Genomic DNA, 15,316 nt, shown 5'->3' on the forward strand with positions numbered 1-15,316 from the left:
GCTGCGTGATACCGGACATTAGCTTCGCACTTCCCGACTCAGGAGGTGTGTCATGCAACCCCGCGCAAACCCGGTACAAGAGCACAATGCCCAGCTGGCCATCGAGCAAGCGTTTCAGGATGGCATGATCGCCCGTCGCTTGCCCGCCTGGATCCGCTCGTTGCGGCTGTCCGAACCGTCCGCGGATCGCCCGCTGACGGCCGAGCAACTGGAGGCCATGTTCGAGGCGTTGAAAACAAGCTATGCCAGCCGCCAGCGTCTTCGCCAGGAGATAGGGCGAATCGAGCCCATTCATCAGTACTGCAGGCCGCTCCTGCAGCGTGCGCTGAACATTGCGCAAGACGTCGACACGCTTTTCTATCGGCACTTCTACTTCACCGTGTCGCCGGAGCCTGTGTGGGCCACCGGGCTTACACCGCAACAAGACAAGAACAGCTACGACATCCCTCTGCTCGATGCGGCACTGGCCAATTTCACCGAGGACGAGTCGCGAGTTGGCGGGATGCCTCGTGATAATTGCCTGGTGCAAACCGACGGCAGCACGCTCACGTCGCTGTCGGCCTCGGCGTTCGCCAAGCGCTGTCGGCAGTTGGACCTGGGCAGGCGTTATCAGGAGCATCTTGCCTCGATCCTGGACAGTCCGGTCACGGCAGCCTCGGGCTTCAAGGCCTCCTGCAAGGCCTTGCAAGCCGCCTCGATGCTGCTTGACGCCTGCAAGGCCAGGACGGAAGGGATCCTGACGGCGCAAGAGCTGGTAGTGATCCTCGACCTGTGCCGCGATGCCAGGCCGAGCATGTTGGACGGCAAGCCGGTGATCGCCAAGCAGCTGAGCGTTTATGGCTGCAAGGTCGAACAGGTGATCGTGCTCGATCAGATCGCTAGCACGTTTGGCTTCCTGTCCAGCCAGCGTGTGTTGGTGTACATCCCCGGTGACCCGGTCTGCGCCTGGAATGCGGCAGATGACCTCGACACCTTTATTCGACGCACGTTGGGCAAGCGCTTGGGTAACGAGCCTTATCAGCGCTTCTTCGCCCGTTTCATCCGTCGCCGTGACAGCGACGCATTCTTTGCCAAGGTGGCCAGCGAGCTGACGGATGTCGCCGTATGGGCCTCCCGTGACATGGATCAGCACATGGCGGCCTACCGCTTGCCGCTTTTCGATCACCTGGCCCAGGCGCGGGTAGACCAGATCAAGGATGATGCGGCAGTCATTGCCGTGCCGGTCAGGGATATCGACAGCGCGGTCCGCCAGGCCAGGGATGATCGCCTGGTGTCTGCGGCATGGACCATCGCCAACGTGGCAGGACTGTTCGTGCCCGGGCTCGGTCTCATCCTTGGCGGTGTCATGGTCTGGGACATGCTCAAGGATGTTTTCCATGCCGTGGAGGACTGGCGCGAAGGCGACATCGATGCGGCGCTCGAGCACCTGCTGAGCGTGGCCGAAACCGTGGTCATGGTCGGTATCACCACGGTGGGGGCAGCGGCTGTGGCGCGTGAATGGCACCAGGTAGACGCGTTGGCGACCGCTCGCCTGGAAGACGGCAGCGAGAAGCTCTGGCGGTTCGACCTCAGCCCTTTTCGCAGTGCGGCGCCGCCCCTGCAGGCACTGGCTGACGCCGAAGGCATCTACCGTCTGCGCGGGCGCTGCTGGGTGAACATGGAGGGCCACTTCTACGAGGTGCTGCAGCAGCCCGACGAGCAGTGGCAGATTGTGCCCAAGCAAGGGCATGGCCCACAGCTCAGGCATAACGGTGCCGGCGCCTGGCGGGTCTGGTGCGAGCAACCGATCGAGTGGGAGGCACCGCAAGTCCTGTTCCGTCGCCTGGGCAGCGGGTTCAGCGTTCTCGAGGATGAGCAGGTCGGCCAGGTGCTTGACATCCATGGCCTGGATGCCAGCCATTTGCGCGGCTTGCACATCTGTGGCCAGGCGCCCGATGCCTGCCTTGTCGATAGCGTAAGCCGGGTAGAGACGCTGAACCGCATCCTGACGCTGGTCACTCAGCTGCGTTCGGGCAATCAGCCGGAGGACTCGGCGCTGCTCGCCAAAGTCCGCCAGTGGGCTGGCACGCAGGCACTGACGGACGCCCAGTTGGCCGAGCGGGTCTGGAGTCGTCGGCGATCATTGTTCCAGCAGCTTTACTACGAGCAGTATCCCGTGACCGCCGCCACGCACGTGTTGCAGCGAGACTTTGCCAGCCTTCATCGCCTGGCGGCCGAAGCCCTGTTAAGTATGGTCGACAGCGCGGGGCTGAACGGTGCCGCAGCGTCCATGGTCAAGCGCATCCGTTGCATTCGGGTGCACGAGGCGTTGCTGTTCGATACCCCGCAAAATCTTGACCTGGCCCGTGTCGTGCTTAAGTTGCTTGAACAAATGCCCGGGGCGGCCAGCGGCCCACGTTGGCAACTGTTCGATGGCGACGTGGCAGAGCCGTTGTCGAGCAGTACCGGTATGGGAGCGATACGGCGTATTCGTTTTCAGGCTGGCGAATTCCAGTGCAGCGATGAGCAGGGCAATACGCTGAGTGAGCCGGGCGAATTGTTCCAGCAGCTGGCTGGCGGCTATTCTCCTGCGCAGCAAAGCGCCCTGTTCATCGGCAAGCCGTTCGCGTTGCAGCTGCGAGCGTACATGGCACGGCGTGTTGCGCAGCACCGGGAGCTGATCCGCGAGTTGCTGGGCATCGTGCGCTCGGGTGAAGCCTTTCTGGCGCCGCAGCGTCTGGCCAATGGCAGGCTCGGTTATCCTCTGAGTGGCTGGCGGCAACGTGTGCCTGCCGGCAGTCGCGGGGTAAGGAACCTGGCTGCACAGGTACGGGACCTGTACCCAGGCTTTGATGATGAGCAGGTCGAACAATGGTTGGCACACCTGCGTGTGCTCCAGCGTGACCCGGCTACCGAACTGCTCGCCCTCAAGGGGCAACTCAAGGCCTTGCGCAAACGCCTGGCCAGCTGGCAGACCGCGACCGTCAAGCTCTGGTGTTGGCCCGCCCGCCGCCAGTTTGCACGGGGGCTGATCGATTGTTGGCGCTACCTGATACCCCACCAGGCCTTGGAGCTTGAACAAGCGAGGGGCTATCTGCTTAGCAGTTTTGCCGGCGATCTGGATGAACTGCCACCTATTCCAGCGGGCGTCAGCTTCCCCCATGTAGCGGATATCGCGCTGCGCGCGTTGCAGATACGCCGAGCGCCGCAGACGTTTCTGCGGGCATTCGATGGGCTGAGGTCACTGAGTATCACCAATTGCCGCTTGCGCAGCCTGCCGCTGACCCCGGCACTGGCCGCGCGACTGGAAATGCTCGATGTGTCTGGCAACCAGATCAAGCTGGAGGCCGAGGATGTCGACCTGCTCGCCGGCTGCAGGCAACTGGTCTATCTGAACCTCTCGCATAACCCATTGCAACGTGCGTTTCCCGTTACCGGCATGCCTGGCCTCAATGCCTTGATGCTGCGCAACACGCAACTGACGCAAATGCCGTCAGGTGTAATGGAGTCCAGCAGCCTGCATACGCTTGATGTGGGTGACAACAATATCCGGACGCTGCCATTTGCGTTCTATCGGTCGAGGCTGTGGCGCTCCGGGCGGGTCAGGCTCAGCGATAATCCGTTGCTCGATGCGCAGGATGTCTGGGGGGAAGCGGTGAATGACCAGGTGCCGGTGAAACAGCGCTGGATTGATCTGGTGGCGACGGATCAGCGTGACCGCATGGCCAACATCTGGGGCACGCTCTTCGGCGACAGCGCCTCGAGAGACTTCTTCCACTTGCTGGAGCGGCTGACCACTTCGGCGGACTTCCAGAGTGAGTTCTTGTCCCGTTACCTGGCCATGCGTGTGCTACGCATGCTTGATTACATGGCCGAGCGGCCGGCATTGCAAACCGAGCTCTACGCGCACGCGCTGACCGAACACTGCCAGGACAATGCCACGCTGCGGTTCAGTGATCTGGAGGTACGTGTCAACCAGTGGAAAGCGTTGCACAACGACGTCCTCGGTGATCAGGAGCCGGTGCTGTTGCACCTGGGTGCGCAGTGCTGGCGCTTGGAAATGCTCGACGATGTAGGTGGCTGGCATGCCATACGCGTGGGCCGGCCTGACGAGTCGCTGGAATTCGCACTGTCGTATCGCCTGAGCCTGGTTGATGAACTCGATCTGCCCATCGAGCATGACGAGATGCTCAACCCTGGTGTGGCCAACCTGTCAGTGGTGGACCTGCATGCAGCTGTGCGTGCTGTCAGGGCTGTGCAGTCCAGGGATGTGCTGGTGGATTATCTGTCGACCACACGCTTCTGGAGGGAATACCTGGCCAGCAGGTATCCCGGACGGCTCGAAGTTCCGCAGGCGTTGCATGACGAGCTGGAGGCGCTGGTCGAAGGCAATGCGTCACCTGCTGCAATCAACCGCCTGCAGGATCGGGTGCGCCAGCGAGAGATCAACGTGTACAGACAGCTCACCCGTGAGGCGGTGGACAGGCACCTGATGGCCGTGTTGCTGGTGCCGGCCTTGCCATGGCATTGAAACGGCGCGCCAGGACCGCGGCGCAGGTGGTAGCCACATAGGCGCCGCAAGGCTGCGCCCAGCGATAGCCTCAAGGTTTCATCACTCGGGGCTATTCAACATGGGCACATCCGCACACACACATGATCGCCTGGAGCAGGCTGAGCAGGACCGGATCATCGCCAAGCGCCTGCCAGGCTGGATGCTTGCCGTCAGCGCCGCGCATGCAGCGGTGCTGCGAGAGGCACTCAATGGCAGCCTGGACTGCCGGTACCGCCTCGCTGCGCTGCTGCAGCGCATCGACGGAGTCGAGCAGTTCACAGCGCCAATTCTGCAAAAGGCGTTGCGGGAGCGTTTCAACATCGGGCATGAACTGGGCCAGCTGTGGTTTCGCGCGGCCTCTGAACGCCCACTGAGCACTTATGCGCCTATCCGCGTACCCTTGAGTGAAAAAGTCTACTACCAGATACCGCTGCTCGAAGCGGCACTGAGGAATTTCACCCTAGACGAGAGTCAGGCGGGCGGACAAGCCCCTGGCAATGGCCTGTACGATGCTGCTGGCTCCAGGCTTGCCTCGTTCAGTGCGACGCAATTCGCTGCACTGGTGCGTGAGCTGGACTTGGGGGAACGCTACCAGGCGCATCTGCACGCCCGGCTTGGCACCGCTGAAACCCAGGCCCTGTTTGCCGAGAACATGCGCCATGGCATGCTGCTGGATGCTTTCAGGGCGCGCCACGACCGCGTGCTGAGCGAGGCCGAACTGGAGCTGGTGATCGGCTTGTGGCGCCAAGGCTGGTTGCCGCAACTGAATGACACGCGTGTCGTTGGCAAGCGCCTGGAGGTCCTGGGCTGCCCATTGCAGCAGATTGTCGTGCTGGATGTGCGCGATGAAACCTTCGCCCCGATCTACACCTCGAGCCAACGTGTGCTGGTGTACATACCGGGCGATCCGCATGGCCCGTGGAGCGCGCATGATGATCTGCACCGGTTCGCCCGTAAGGTTCTCGGGCAACGGCTGCGCGATGCCGACTACCAAGCGTTCTTCGCGCGCTTCGTGCGCCGTCGCGATAGCCAGACGTTTTTCTCCCAGGTCATTACCGGCTACGCAGGCTTGCCGGTCTGGGCCAACATCGATCTGCACGAACGCATGCATCAGGTCGGCGGCTATCTGTTCAAGGACTTCGCGGCCATGCGCACGGCTCAGATCAAGGACGATGCGGCACTGATTGCCACACCTGTGGCAAAGCTCGACCGTGAGGTCCAGGCGGCCCATGAGCGGTACCTGGCTACGTTGAGCGTGACACTGTTGAGTGCAGCCAGTCTCTACGTCCCGGTATTGGGCCTGGCGCTGCTGGCCATGATCGCCTGGCGCTGGCTGGGCGAGGTATTCGAGGCCGTCGAGTCCTGGCGTGAGGGCGAGACACGCGAAGCATTGGAGCATGTGACCCAGGTTGTGATCGAGGCCACCCTGGTTGCCGCCACGGCGGCGGCTGGCAGCGCGGCGCAGCGTGTGTGGACACGCTCGGCGCTGGTCGATGGTTTGTCGCAGGCACGCCTGGAAGACGGTACGCAACGCTTGTGGAACGCCGACCTGTCGGCGTATCGCAGCGCGCTGCCGCTTGCGGCGACCCGCGATGAACAAGGGGTGTGGCGCTACGGCGGGCAGGCCTGGGTTGCCATGGACGGGCATCATTATCGGGCTGTACAGCGCGCGACCGATGGGCATTGGCAACTGCTGCCGCGTGACGGCCATGGTCCGTTGTTGCTGCACAATGGCGCAGGTGCATGGCGCTTGTGGAGCGAACAACCGCTGCAGTGGCAAGGCCGTGCTTATCTGTTCAGGCGGCTGGGCGGCCAGATGGCCACGCTCGACGACGAGCAGATTGCAGAGGTGCTGGCGATACACCGCCTGGAGGCGGAGCACTTGCGAGCCATTCACGTTCTAGGGCAGGCCCCTGAGCCTGGTCTGCTCGATAGTGTCCAGCGGGTATTGCTCGATCAGCGTATTCGTCGGCTGGTCAACCGGTTGCGCTTGGGGCTGGCGACAGAGGACGACAGTGCCGCGCTTGAGCAGGCGCGCAACCTGGAAGGAAGCCAGGGGCTCAATGATCAGGACCTCGCCGAGTTGATCTGGAAACAGCGCCGGGTCCTGTTTCAGCGGCTCTATGCCGCCGAGGCTTTTCACAGCGACCGCGAGGTGCAAGCGCTGCAGCGCCAGTTTCCCAGCCTGCATGGGCATGCCGCACGGGCGCTGCTCGCTCAGGCCAGCAGTGCAGAGCGCACACGCCTGCTTGCCGGCCGGGTAACGCTGGGCCTGGCCGAGGCCGCCCGGCGCATGCTGGTGCCCGTTCGCATGGCGCGTGTCTTCGAGTCCTTGCACTGGGACACGCCACAAAACCTCGACCTTGCCCGGGTTACGCTCGGCATGCTCAAGCACCTGCCAGCCGCTGGGCGGGGCGTGCGCTGGAGCCTGTTCGAGGGTGATACTGGCACGCGGGCCCTGGCCACGTCGCAGGAGGGGACACATGCCAGCGGGCTGGTTCACCGCGACGGCATCTTCCAGCGCACCGATGCCCAGGGCGATGCGGTCGGTGAGGCGGGCGAACTGTTCGAGGTCATGGCGGGTGCCTATGCCGACGATCAACGGCGCGCCCTGCAGGTAGGTGAACCCTTTGCACATAATCTTCGCGTGATGGTCACCCGGCTGGCGCAAGCAAGGCGCCAGGAAGTCGAGCAACTCCTCAGCCCTGCACGCGCAGGTGGCCTGCGCCTGCCGTCGCGGCTGGACGATGGCCGGATCGGCTACCCGTTGAGCGGTCGCAACCCGGGCTCATCGTCCTCCAGCTACCGGCCTGGGCCTTTCCTGCGGCGTGTACGCTACCTTTACCCGGCCTTCACCGATGAGGAGGTATTCGCCTGGATCGAGCAGGCGCGTGGCACTGCAATCGGCCTGGAGCGCACGCTGCAGCAGTTCGAACGAGAGTTCGAGGCGCTCAACACGCAGTTGCGCAGGTGGGTGCATGAGGCGGCCAGTGGCCGGGAAAGGGAGGACCGGCGCAGGTTGAGGCGGGCGCTGCGCGGCTGTTGGCAGCGTGCTTATGATGAGGGCATGCAGGCTGAGGGCACCAACACGGTCTACCGTTGGGAGGTTGCCAGCTCCAGCAGTCTCCCCGAATTCCCCGAGCCTATCGTGTTCGATCACGTCCGTGTGCTGACCCTGCGCAACATGCAGATTGAACACCTGCCCGAGAGTTTCCTGCGCGCCTTCCCCAATGTCCACGCGGTTGAAATGCCCTATAACCGCCTGGCGCGCGTTCCGCAGGCGCTGCTGGGCATGCCCAACCTGCAGTCACTGGACCTGCGCGCAAACCGCATCAGCCTGGACCCTGGCCAGGCGACGATCCTCGCCAGTTGCCCGTACCTGACGCAGGTGAACCTTTCGCACAATCCGCTGGGGCGAGCGTTTTCGCTGACCGGGCTACCTCAGCTGCGCGAACTGCAGCTGGCCGGCACGGGCATCAGCGAATTGCCCTATGGGTTGATGCAGAGTACTTCGCTGAGGACCGTTGACCTGCGTGACAACCTGCTCACAGGCATGCCTGAGGGTTTTTACCAAAGCCGCTTGTGGATCGAAGGCGATGTGCAATTGAGCGGTAACCCGTTTTCCGAGTCAGAGTCCTTGGGCCTGCGTGATGCGTTGCAGGCAGCGGCCGTGGTGCCTGAGGAGGAAGAGGCGGCGCCGGTGTCTGCCCGGTTACGCTGGATGGATGCCGGCGGCGCGCAGCTGCGCGGCGAGCTGGACAGGCACTGGCGAGCGCTGGAAGCGTTGCCGAACGCGCTTGAATTCTTCACCTTGATCGAGCGCCTGATGGAAACGGCTGACTTTCAGCATGCCACCGGCGCGCGCTTTCTGGCTGGCCGGGTGCTGGAGATGATGCGTGCCATGACCGACTCGGCCGAGCTGTGCCAGCAGCTGTTCAGCAATGCTGCACAATTGACCTGCCAGGACAGCGTCGCCCTGCGTTTCGGCGATCTTGAACTGCGGCTGTTGGTCTGGCGTGCCCAGGCGCAGGCGGCAACCGGTACTCAGGAGCAGGGGCTGCTGCGGTTGGGGCGGCAGCTGTGGCGGCTTGAGGAGCTTGACCGGATTGCCTTGTCAGATATTCAGGAACGCCAGCTCGGTGGCAGCGACCCGGACCAGATTGAGGTGGTCCTGGCCTATCGCATCGCGTTGCGCGAGGCGTTGGACCTTCCCTTGCAAACCCAGGGCATGTCGTTCCGGCCCATCGCGGGTGTCGATGCGCGGCGAATAGCGCGTGCACGCAACCGGGTGCTGCGCCATGAAACCGGTGAGCGACTGGCCAGCTCGCTGATCGACCGCGCGTTCTGGCAAACCCACTTGCGTAGCGCCTATCCGGCACGTTTCGATGACCTCAATGCGCCGTTCCATGAGCGCCTGGAGGTCTTGCAGGGCGACAACGCGATGGCAGAGCCTGAGCGTGCAGCGCAAATCGACACGCTCGCCCGCGAGCAGCGGCTTGCCGAGGGCGAACTGATGCAGGCACTGACGCTCGAAGTTCTGGATGCGAACAGTGAACAGGAGGTCATTTACGTTCGCTGATCACGTCGGCACGGCCAGAGCCTCCTGCGCTGGCCGTCGACGGGCGTGGACGTCCCGATGGACTATGCTCAGGTTCGGGCGCTGGCATTTTTTGCAGCGTCAGGCGCCCTTGCCGAGACACGCGAAGTTACCTTTGCGTAAACCCTCTGGCAGTGCAGTTGGTTTAGGCTCGCACGTCGGATCTTTCTCCATGATCTGTAGTCTTTGGTTTATCGAGAGAATAAGGAGATTTGCATGCTCGTCCGGTCACTGACCCTCGCCACTTTGCTCGCTATTGCCGGCCCGCTGTTTGCTGCCGACAGTGATGCGCCGCTGGCCAAGGAACTGGGCAAGGCCAGGCCATTGGTCGTTATCGCTCCGAGCAGCGCCGACCCCACCCTGCGCGGGTTGAACGAGGCGCTCAAGGACCCGGCTACCCAGGCGGGTTTCAAGGAGCGCAACCTGGTGCTGTTCAGCGTTGCCCAGATGATGGGCAAGCGTGAGGACAAGAACCTCGAACAGCAGACCACGATGGCCCTTATTCGCGAGCTCAAGCTGGGCGCCAGCAAGGGCACCAAGGTGATCCTGGTGGGCCTGGACGGTGAACGGCATGTGCTCAAGGATGATGAGTCGGGCGAGAAGATCGACCCGCAGGCGATCTTCAAGGCCGTCGATGAACTTCCGGCGAGTGAAAAAGCGGCGGTTGCGCCTGAACCCGTGGCGGCTGCTGTGCCCGAGCCCAAGGCCAAGGACAGCAAGGCCGCCAAACCTGGCAAACCGGCCAAGCCTGCCGCGCCCCCCAAGCCACTGGACGATTGAGCGGCGTCAGCCTTGCTGATTGGTTGGTGAGGTCCTACAGCGGCAGCCGAATCAGGCGATACCGGCCAAGGCGCCGCAACGGTTGAATAGCCCCTCTTGCTATCCAGAGTGGAGCTTCAACATGACGCATACCCCTAACAAGCTCGGGCTGATCGGTGCTGCACTGATCGGCAGCATGGCCATCGGCAGCCAGGCATTCGCCGTCGAACCTCTCAGCCAGGGTTACCAGCTGGCATCGGCCAAGGCCCACGGCGAGGGAAAGTGTGGCGAAGGCAAATGTGGCGGCAGTGAAAAGGCCGGCGAGAGCGAAGGCAAGTGTGGTGAAGGCAAGTGCGGTGGCGATGGCGGTCACGGCAAAAAACAGTCCTGAATAGAATGCATTGAGAAATGCACCAACGCCCCGTCTGCACGTCAGCCGGGGCGTTGTGCTTTGTTATGGAGACTCGAAGATGAATACCACGCCCATGCACGCCGGCCTCGGCCTGCGTCGCAGCCTGATGCCCGAATTGCTGGCGCTGGAGGAAGGTACGGTGGACTTTCTGGAATGCGCCCCGGAAAACTGGATCGGCGTCGGCGGTGCCTTGGGGCAGGGGTTGGCTCAACTGGCAGAACGCTTCCCGCTGGCTTGCCACGGCCTTTCCCTTTCGCTTGGCGGCAGCTTGCCGCTGGACCGTAAACTGCTCGGGCAGATCCGCCAGTTTCTCGATCGCTATCAGGTACGACACTACAGCGAGCATCTGAGCTATTGCACTGATGACGGCCACCTTTATGACCTGCTGCCGCTTCCCTTCACCGAAGCCGCCGTACGCCAGGTCAGTGCGCGTATTCGCCAGGTGCAGGACACCTTGCAGCAGCGCATCGCTGTCGAGAACATCAGCTACTACGCCGCCCCCTATCAGGCGATGAGTGAGCTGGAGTTCATCAGGGCAGTGCTCGACGAGGCCGACTGCGAGCTGCTGCTGGACGTCAACAATGTCTATGTCAATGCCTGCAACCATGGCTACGACGCACAGGCATTTCTCCAGGGCCTTCCGCTGGCGCGGGTCCGGGGCATGCATCTGGCCGGGCACCATGATCAGGCACCCGACCTCAAGGTCGACACCCATGGAGCCGCAGTCAAGCCGCAGGTCTGGGCGCTGTTCACGAGTGCCTGCGAGCGTTTTGGCATCCAGCCAACCGTGCTGGAACGCGACTTCAATTACCCGCCCATGACCGAGCTGCTTGCAGAAGTTGCGTGGATTCGCGCCGTGCAGCAGGAGGTCGTGCATGCACAGTGCATTGCGTGAACAACAGTCCTGCCTGGCTCGTCACCTGCGTGACCCGGTACGCCATCCAGCGCCCGTCGGTATCGAACAAAAACGCCTGAGGCTGTACAGGGAATTGCTCTACGGTGGCATCGAGGCGCTGTTGGCAGGAAGTTTCCCGGTGCTGCGCAAGACGTTGGGCGATCAGTGTTGGCATGCGCGCGTGCATGATTTTTATGCCAGCTACCGCTGCCGTACGCCGCTGTTCAGCCAGATAGCCGCTGCTTTCGTCGATTACCTCCAAGGCATCGAACCTGACACCCCGTGGCAGCTTGAGCTGGCCCACTACGAGCTGATCGAATCCCAGGTGTACCTGAGCGATGCCGAGGAGCCTGCGCATGATCCGCAGGGCGACCTTCTACAAGGTGAGCCGCTGTTGTCGAGCACGTCAAAAGTGCTGGCCTATCGTTGGCCGGTGGAACAGATCGGCCCGGCGTACCAGCCGCTCGAAGCCCCTGCATTACCCACGTTGCTGCTGGTCTATCGCGACGCTGCGCTGCAGGTGCGCTTCGCCCGTCTTTCGCCTATGGCCTACCGCTTGCTGGCTGAAGTTCAGGGCACTGGTCGACAGCGCTTGCAGGCACTCGCTGCGGACCTGCGGGAGGGTTTGGCATTGCTCGAAAACCTGCGTGAACAAGGTGTTGTGATCGGTACTCGATGATGCCAAAGGGGCTGTCTGGCAGCCCCTTTTCATCATCAGCCGTGCAGGCGCTTGCTGATCCAGTGGTCCAGGCTCAGGCGTCCCGAGCCTTTAAGCAGCAGCGGCAGCAAGGCGACCAGATAAATCAGCGGCAGCTTGAAGTTGCCAAAGCCCTGGTCGGTGATGGCATAACCCTGTGCCAGTTCTGCCAGGCTTGACCAGTGTGCGGGCCAATGCACTGCCGCAATCGCCACCACGGTCACCACCATCAGCCCGGCCGATGCCAGTCGCGTGCCCAGGCCAAGCAACAGCAACAGGGGCAGCACCAGCTCCGCCCACATCGACAACTGCCAGTTGAGCTCCGCCGGCAGCACGTTGAAAGGGAACGGGAAGTTGGCCTGCAAGCCGCTGAACCAGTTGCTGCCGTTGAATTTCTCCCAGCCGGACTCGAAGAACTCCCAGGCCAGGAACAGCCGCAAAGGCAGGTCGGCGCTCCAGTTGCCAAAGCGATCGACAGTCGTGAGGGTGCGGGTCAGTGTGGTCATTGTGGTCATCTCGTTTCAGGAAAGGGCAGAGGCCGTGCGGCGTTGCTGCCGGGCCAGCTTGGCGGTGAGCTTGAAGGCAATGGCGCTGAAGATCAGGGCGAACGCCAGCGGGTACCACCCGCCCTTGGGGGTGCCGTTGTAGAAGGACAGGCAGAACACCCCGGCCAGCACCCACATGCCGGTGCTGTGCAGGGCTTTCCAGGCTCGGCGGCCGAGCAGGCGCATCGGGGTCTTGAACGAGGTCAGGGTGAGCAACAGCAGGAACAGGTAGCCGATGCTGCCAGGTAGATTCGAGGTGATCGTCTGCCCGTCCCAGAACAGTTCAGGAAACTGCTGGGCGTAGCGGTAGATCAGCAGACCATGCAAGGCATGCGAGAAGGCAAAGGCCAGGCCGACGAAGCGCCGCTCGCGGAGTAACCGGCGGCTGCCGTTGCCAGGCAGCAGGGTAACCAGTGACGAGGCCAGGAACGCCAGCAGGAACAACGCGAAAGAGCTGCGTGCGGTGGCGCGGATGGCGCTGAGCAGGCCATCCGCACCGGGCGGATAACTGAGCAGTACCGCGGCAGTCATGAACAAGGTCAGGCCGGCAAAGGCGGCGAACAGCTTCCAGCCGGAGGGCAGGATGAGCAGCTTCATGGGTGAGGTCTCCCGGAGTGTCGTTGTGTGACCGGGAGTGTGCGGGGCGCGGTATCTGCAGAGTGTCAGTCAAAGCGGCTTTGTGTATCGGACTTTAGTTATCGGCGCTGTAGGCAGGCCGGCCCAGGCCGCCGCTTTGGGCGTTACAGCTCGATCTGGGCGCACAACCCGCCGCTTTTGCGGTTGCTCAAGGTCAGCCTGCCGCCCATGGCCTGGGTCAGTTGCTGGGCGATGGCCAGCCCGAGGCCCGTGCCCCCGGTGCTGCGATTGCGGGAGCTCTCGACCCGGTAGAAGGGCTTGAGCACCTCGTCCAGCTCTTCGGCGGGAATGCCGGGGCCTTCATCGAGGACCCGAATCAACGTCTTGCCTCGCTCGCGGCTGACCTCAAGCTGTGCCTTGCCGGCAAACTTCAGGGCGTTGTCCACCAGGTTCACCAGTACCCGGCGCAATGCATGCGGTCGGGTTTCCAGCAGGCTGCCAGTATCGCCGTGGCGCTCCACCTGGGCGCCGCTGTCCTGGTAATCGAACACCAGGCTGTCGAGGAAGGCGTCGAGGTTGATCCGGCAGGGCGCTTCGGTGTTGATGTCCATGCTGCGGGCGTAGGCCACGCCTTCGCGGACCAGATGCGCCATGGCGTCCAGGTCATGGCAGAGCTTGTCTTTCTCGACGCCGTCGTCCATCACCTCAACCCGCAGTTTCATGCGCGTGATCGGTGTTTGCAGGTCGTGGGAAATGGCCGCCAGCAATTGCATTCGCTCTTTGAGGTAGGCGGCGATGCGTGCCTGCAGGGCATTGAACGCCACGGCAGCGTACTTGACCTCGCGCGGGCCGCTTTCATCCAGCAGCACACCGGGTTTGTCCGGGTCGAGGTTGTCCACGGCCTGGGCCAGGCGGGTCAGCGGGCCGATCGCCAGGCGCACTGCCAGCCAGGTGCAGAACAGCAGCACACCGAGCTGGATCAGCAGCACCAGTGGCAGCCAGCTTGCCACCGGTGCCGCCGCCGGGGTGACATCGATGGTCAGCGGCGCGCCGTCGGACAGGTGCAGGTGCACCTGGAAGTGCTGATCCGGCCCGGGAATACTCTGGAATTTCAGCTGATAGTGCCCGCCGATGGCCTTGGTGATCGATGCGGCAGCCATGGGCGGGTCGTCACTGGCCATTGGCATGCCCGCCTGGCCCTGGTCCAGGCGGTAGCGGAGCGTGTGGCGTTCAAGGCGTGGCAGCCAGCTGGCACGCTCGGCCGCGGGGAGGCGCTCCAGAATCGCCATCGAAGTGGTGACATCCTGCTCCAGGTGGCTGAGCATCATCGAGCGGCTGCTGACATAGCGCTCATAGGCCTGCAGGCTGAACGACAGCCCGTAGGCCAGCACCAGCCCGGTGAAAAAGATCAGGGCCAGGCGCGAGGCGAGGGTACGCGGCCATTTCATGCCGGTGACTCGAGCAGTTGCACGGCCAGCGAGAACACATAGCCCTCGCTGCGCACGGTCTTGATGCAGCTCGGCTCGCGGGCATCGTCACCCAGGCGCTGGCGCAGGCGGCTGACCAGCAGGTCGATGGAGCGGTCGAAGATGTCGGCTTCGCGGCCCTGGGTCAGGTTCAGCAACTGTTCGCGGCTGAGCACCCGCTGCGGGTGGTCGAGGAACACCCGCAACAGGCGGTATTCGGCGCCGCTGAGCGCTACCAGGGTGCCTTCGTTGTCCAGCAGGTGGCGGGCGGTGGTGTCCAGGCGCCATTGGCCGAAGGCAAGCAGGCGGCTACTTTCGCTGATGGTCAGGTTCGGCGGCAGCATGCGCGTGCGGCGCAGCACGGCGTTGATGCGCGCCAGCAATTCGCGGGCGGAGAACGGTTTGGTCAGGTAGTCGTCGGCGCCCATTTCCAGGCCGATGATGCGGTCGGTCTCGTCGTTGCGCGCAGTGAGCATCAACACCGGCGTGTTGCGGTGCTTGCCGGCACGCAGTTCGCGGCACAGCAGCAGGCCGTCGTCGCCGGGCATCATGATGTCGAGAACGATCAGATCGACGCTGTTGGCCTCCAGGAAGGCGCGCATCTGCCGGCCGTCGGCAACGATGCTGGTGCGCAGGCCGTTCTTTTTCAGGTAGTTGCCGACCAGTTCGCGGATCTCACGGTCATCGTCGACGATCAGGATGTGATCGACATGTTCCATTCGCGGCGTTCCTGTTCAAGGGAGAGTGAGCGCAGTGTACCGAGCGCGTCGGGGCTTGCCTGTGGGGTTTTGTATTGCAGTGTATCTGGCATGGGGGCAGATACAGGCGCAAGCAAATC

Annotated in this window: 9 protein-coding genes and 1 pseudogene; 6 read left to right on the top strand and 4 right to left on the bottom strand. The window is 63.1% G+C overall.

Annotated elements, in window-relative coordinates; all coding sequences use genetic code 11:
• The first annotated feature begins 52 nt into the window (after positions 1-52).
• The 6 genes and pseudogenes from F6X59_RS09630 (at position 53) to F6X59_RS09655 (ending at position 11,873) form a co-directional block, all read left to right on the top strand.
• A complete protein-coding gene (locus F6X59_RS09630; protein WP_152956037.1) occupies positions 53-4,510 on the top strand; it encodes an NEL-type E3 ubiquitin ligase domain-containing protein in 4,458 nt (1,485 codons plus the stop codon).
• 100 nt (positions 4,511-4,610) lie between these two features.
• Positions 4,611-9,110, top strand: coding sequence for an NEL-type E3 ubiquitin ligase domain-containing protein (locus F6X59_RS09635; RefSeq protein WP_152956038.1), 4,500 nt, complete (start codon positions 4,611-4,613; stop codon positions 9,108-9,110).
• A gap of 234 nt (positions 9,111-9,344) precedes the next feature.
• A complete protein-coding gene (locus tag F6X59_RS09640) occupies positions 9,345-9,908 on the top strand; it encodes a DUF4174 domain-containing protein (RefSeq protein ID WP_152956039.1) in 564 nt (187 codons plus the stop codon).
• Positions 9,909-10,029: 121 nt separating this feature from the next.
• Positions 10,030-10,266, top strand: a pseudogene (locus tag F6X59_RS09645) (EF-hand domain-containing protein); the annotation flags it as partial.
• Between the two features lie 91 nt (positions 10,267-10,357).
• The gene (locus tag F6X59_RS09650; protein ID WP_152956040.1) at positions 10,358-11,194 is read left to right on the top strand and encodes a DUF692 domain-containing protein; all 837 of its coding nucleotides are present in this window, start codon (positions 10,358-10,360) and stop codon (positions 11,192-11,194) included.
• On the top strand, positions 11,175-11,873 hold the full coding sequence (locus F6X59_RS09655) for a DUF2063 domain-containing protein (RefSeq protein WP_152956041.1): 699 nt from the start codon (positions 11,175-11,177) through the stop codon (positions 11,871-11,873). Before F6X59_RS09650 ends, F6X59_RS09655 begins: the two co-directional genes overlap by 20 nt.
• 35 nt (positions 11,874-11,908) lie before the next feature.
• On the opposite strand, the gene F6X59_RS09660 is transcribed toward F6X59_RS09655, so the two are convergent.
• The 4 genes from F6X59_RS09660 to F6X59_RS09675 form a co-directional block, all read right to left on the bottom strand.
• Positions 11,909-12,397, bottom strand: a complete 489-nt coding sequence (locus F6X59_RS09660) for a DoxX family protein (protein ID WP_152956042.1) — start codon at positions 12,395-12,397, stop codon at positions 11,909-11,911.
• Between the two features lie 15 nt (positions 12,398-12,412).
• Positions 12,413-13,033: a ferric reductase-like transmembrane domain-containing protein gene (locus tag F6X59_RS09665; protein WP_152956043.1), complete on the bottom strand. Its 621-nt coding sequence runs from the start codon at positions 13,031-13,033 to the stop codon at positions 12,413-12,415.
• Between the two features lie 143 nt (positions 13,034-13,176).
• Positions 13,177-14,460 carry a HAMP domain-containing sensor histidine kinase gene (locus F6X59_RS09670; protein WP_152956044.1) on the bottom strand — a complete coding sequence of 428 codons (1,284 nt, stop codon included), beginning with the start codon at positions 14,458-14,460 and terminating at the stop codon, positions 13,177-13,179.
• Positions 14,457-15,197 carry a response regulator gene (locus F6X59_RS09675; protein ID WP_152956045.1) on the bottom strand — a complete coding sequence of 247 codons (741 nt, stop codon included), beginning with the start codon at positions 15,195-15,197 and terminating at the stop codon, positions 14,457-14,459. Before F6X59_RS09675 ends, F6X59_RS09670 begins: the two co-directional genes overlap by 4 nt.
• Positions 15,198-15,316: the final 119 nt, after the last annotated feature.

Source organism: Pseudomonas sp. MN1F (assembly GCF_009391885.1).
Classification (GTDB): Bacteria; Pseudomonadota; Gammaproteobacteria; order Pseudomonadales; family Pseudomonadaceae; genus Aquipseudomonas.

Bases quoted from the DNA above. Each gene is read 5' to 3' on its own strand.
- F6X59_RS09630 (WP_152956037.1), top strand. From the start codon at position 53: ATGCAACCCCGCGCAAACCCGGTACAAGAGCACAATGCCCAGCTGGCC.
- F6X59_RS09655 (WP_152956041.1), top strand. From the start codon at position 11,175: ATGCACAGTGCATTGCGTGAACAACAGTCCTGCCTGGCTCGTCACCTG.
- F6X59_RS09660 (WP_152956042.1), bottom strand. From the start codon at position 12,397: ATGACCACACTGACCCGCACCCTCACGACTGTCGATCGCTTTGGCAAC.
- F6X59_RS09640 (WP_152956039.1), top strand. From the start codon at position 9,345: ATGCTCGTCCGGTCACTGACCCTCGCCACTTTGCTCGCTATTGCCGGC.
- F6X59_RS09675 (WP_152956045.1), bottom strand. From the start codon at position 15,197: ATGGAACATGTCGATCACATCCTGATCGTCGACGATGACCGTGAGATC.
- F6X59_RS09665 (WP_152956043.1), bottom strand. From the start codon at position 13,033: ATGAAGCTGCTCATCCTGCCCTCCGGCTGGAAGCTGTTCGCCGCCTTT.
- F6X59_RS09670 (WP_152956044.1), bottom strand. From the start codon at position 14,460: ATGAAATGGCCGCGTACCCTCGCCTCGCGCCTGGCCCTGATCTTTTTC.
- F6X59_RS09650 (WP_152956040.1), top strand. From the start codon at position 10,358: ATGAATACCACGCCCATGCACGCCGGCCTCGGCCTGCGTCGCAGCCTG.
- F6X59_RS09635 (WP_152956038.1), top strand. From the start codon at position 4,611: ATGGGCACATCCGCACACACACATGATCGCCTGGAGCAGGCTGAGCAG.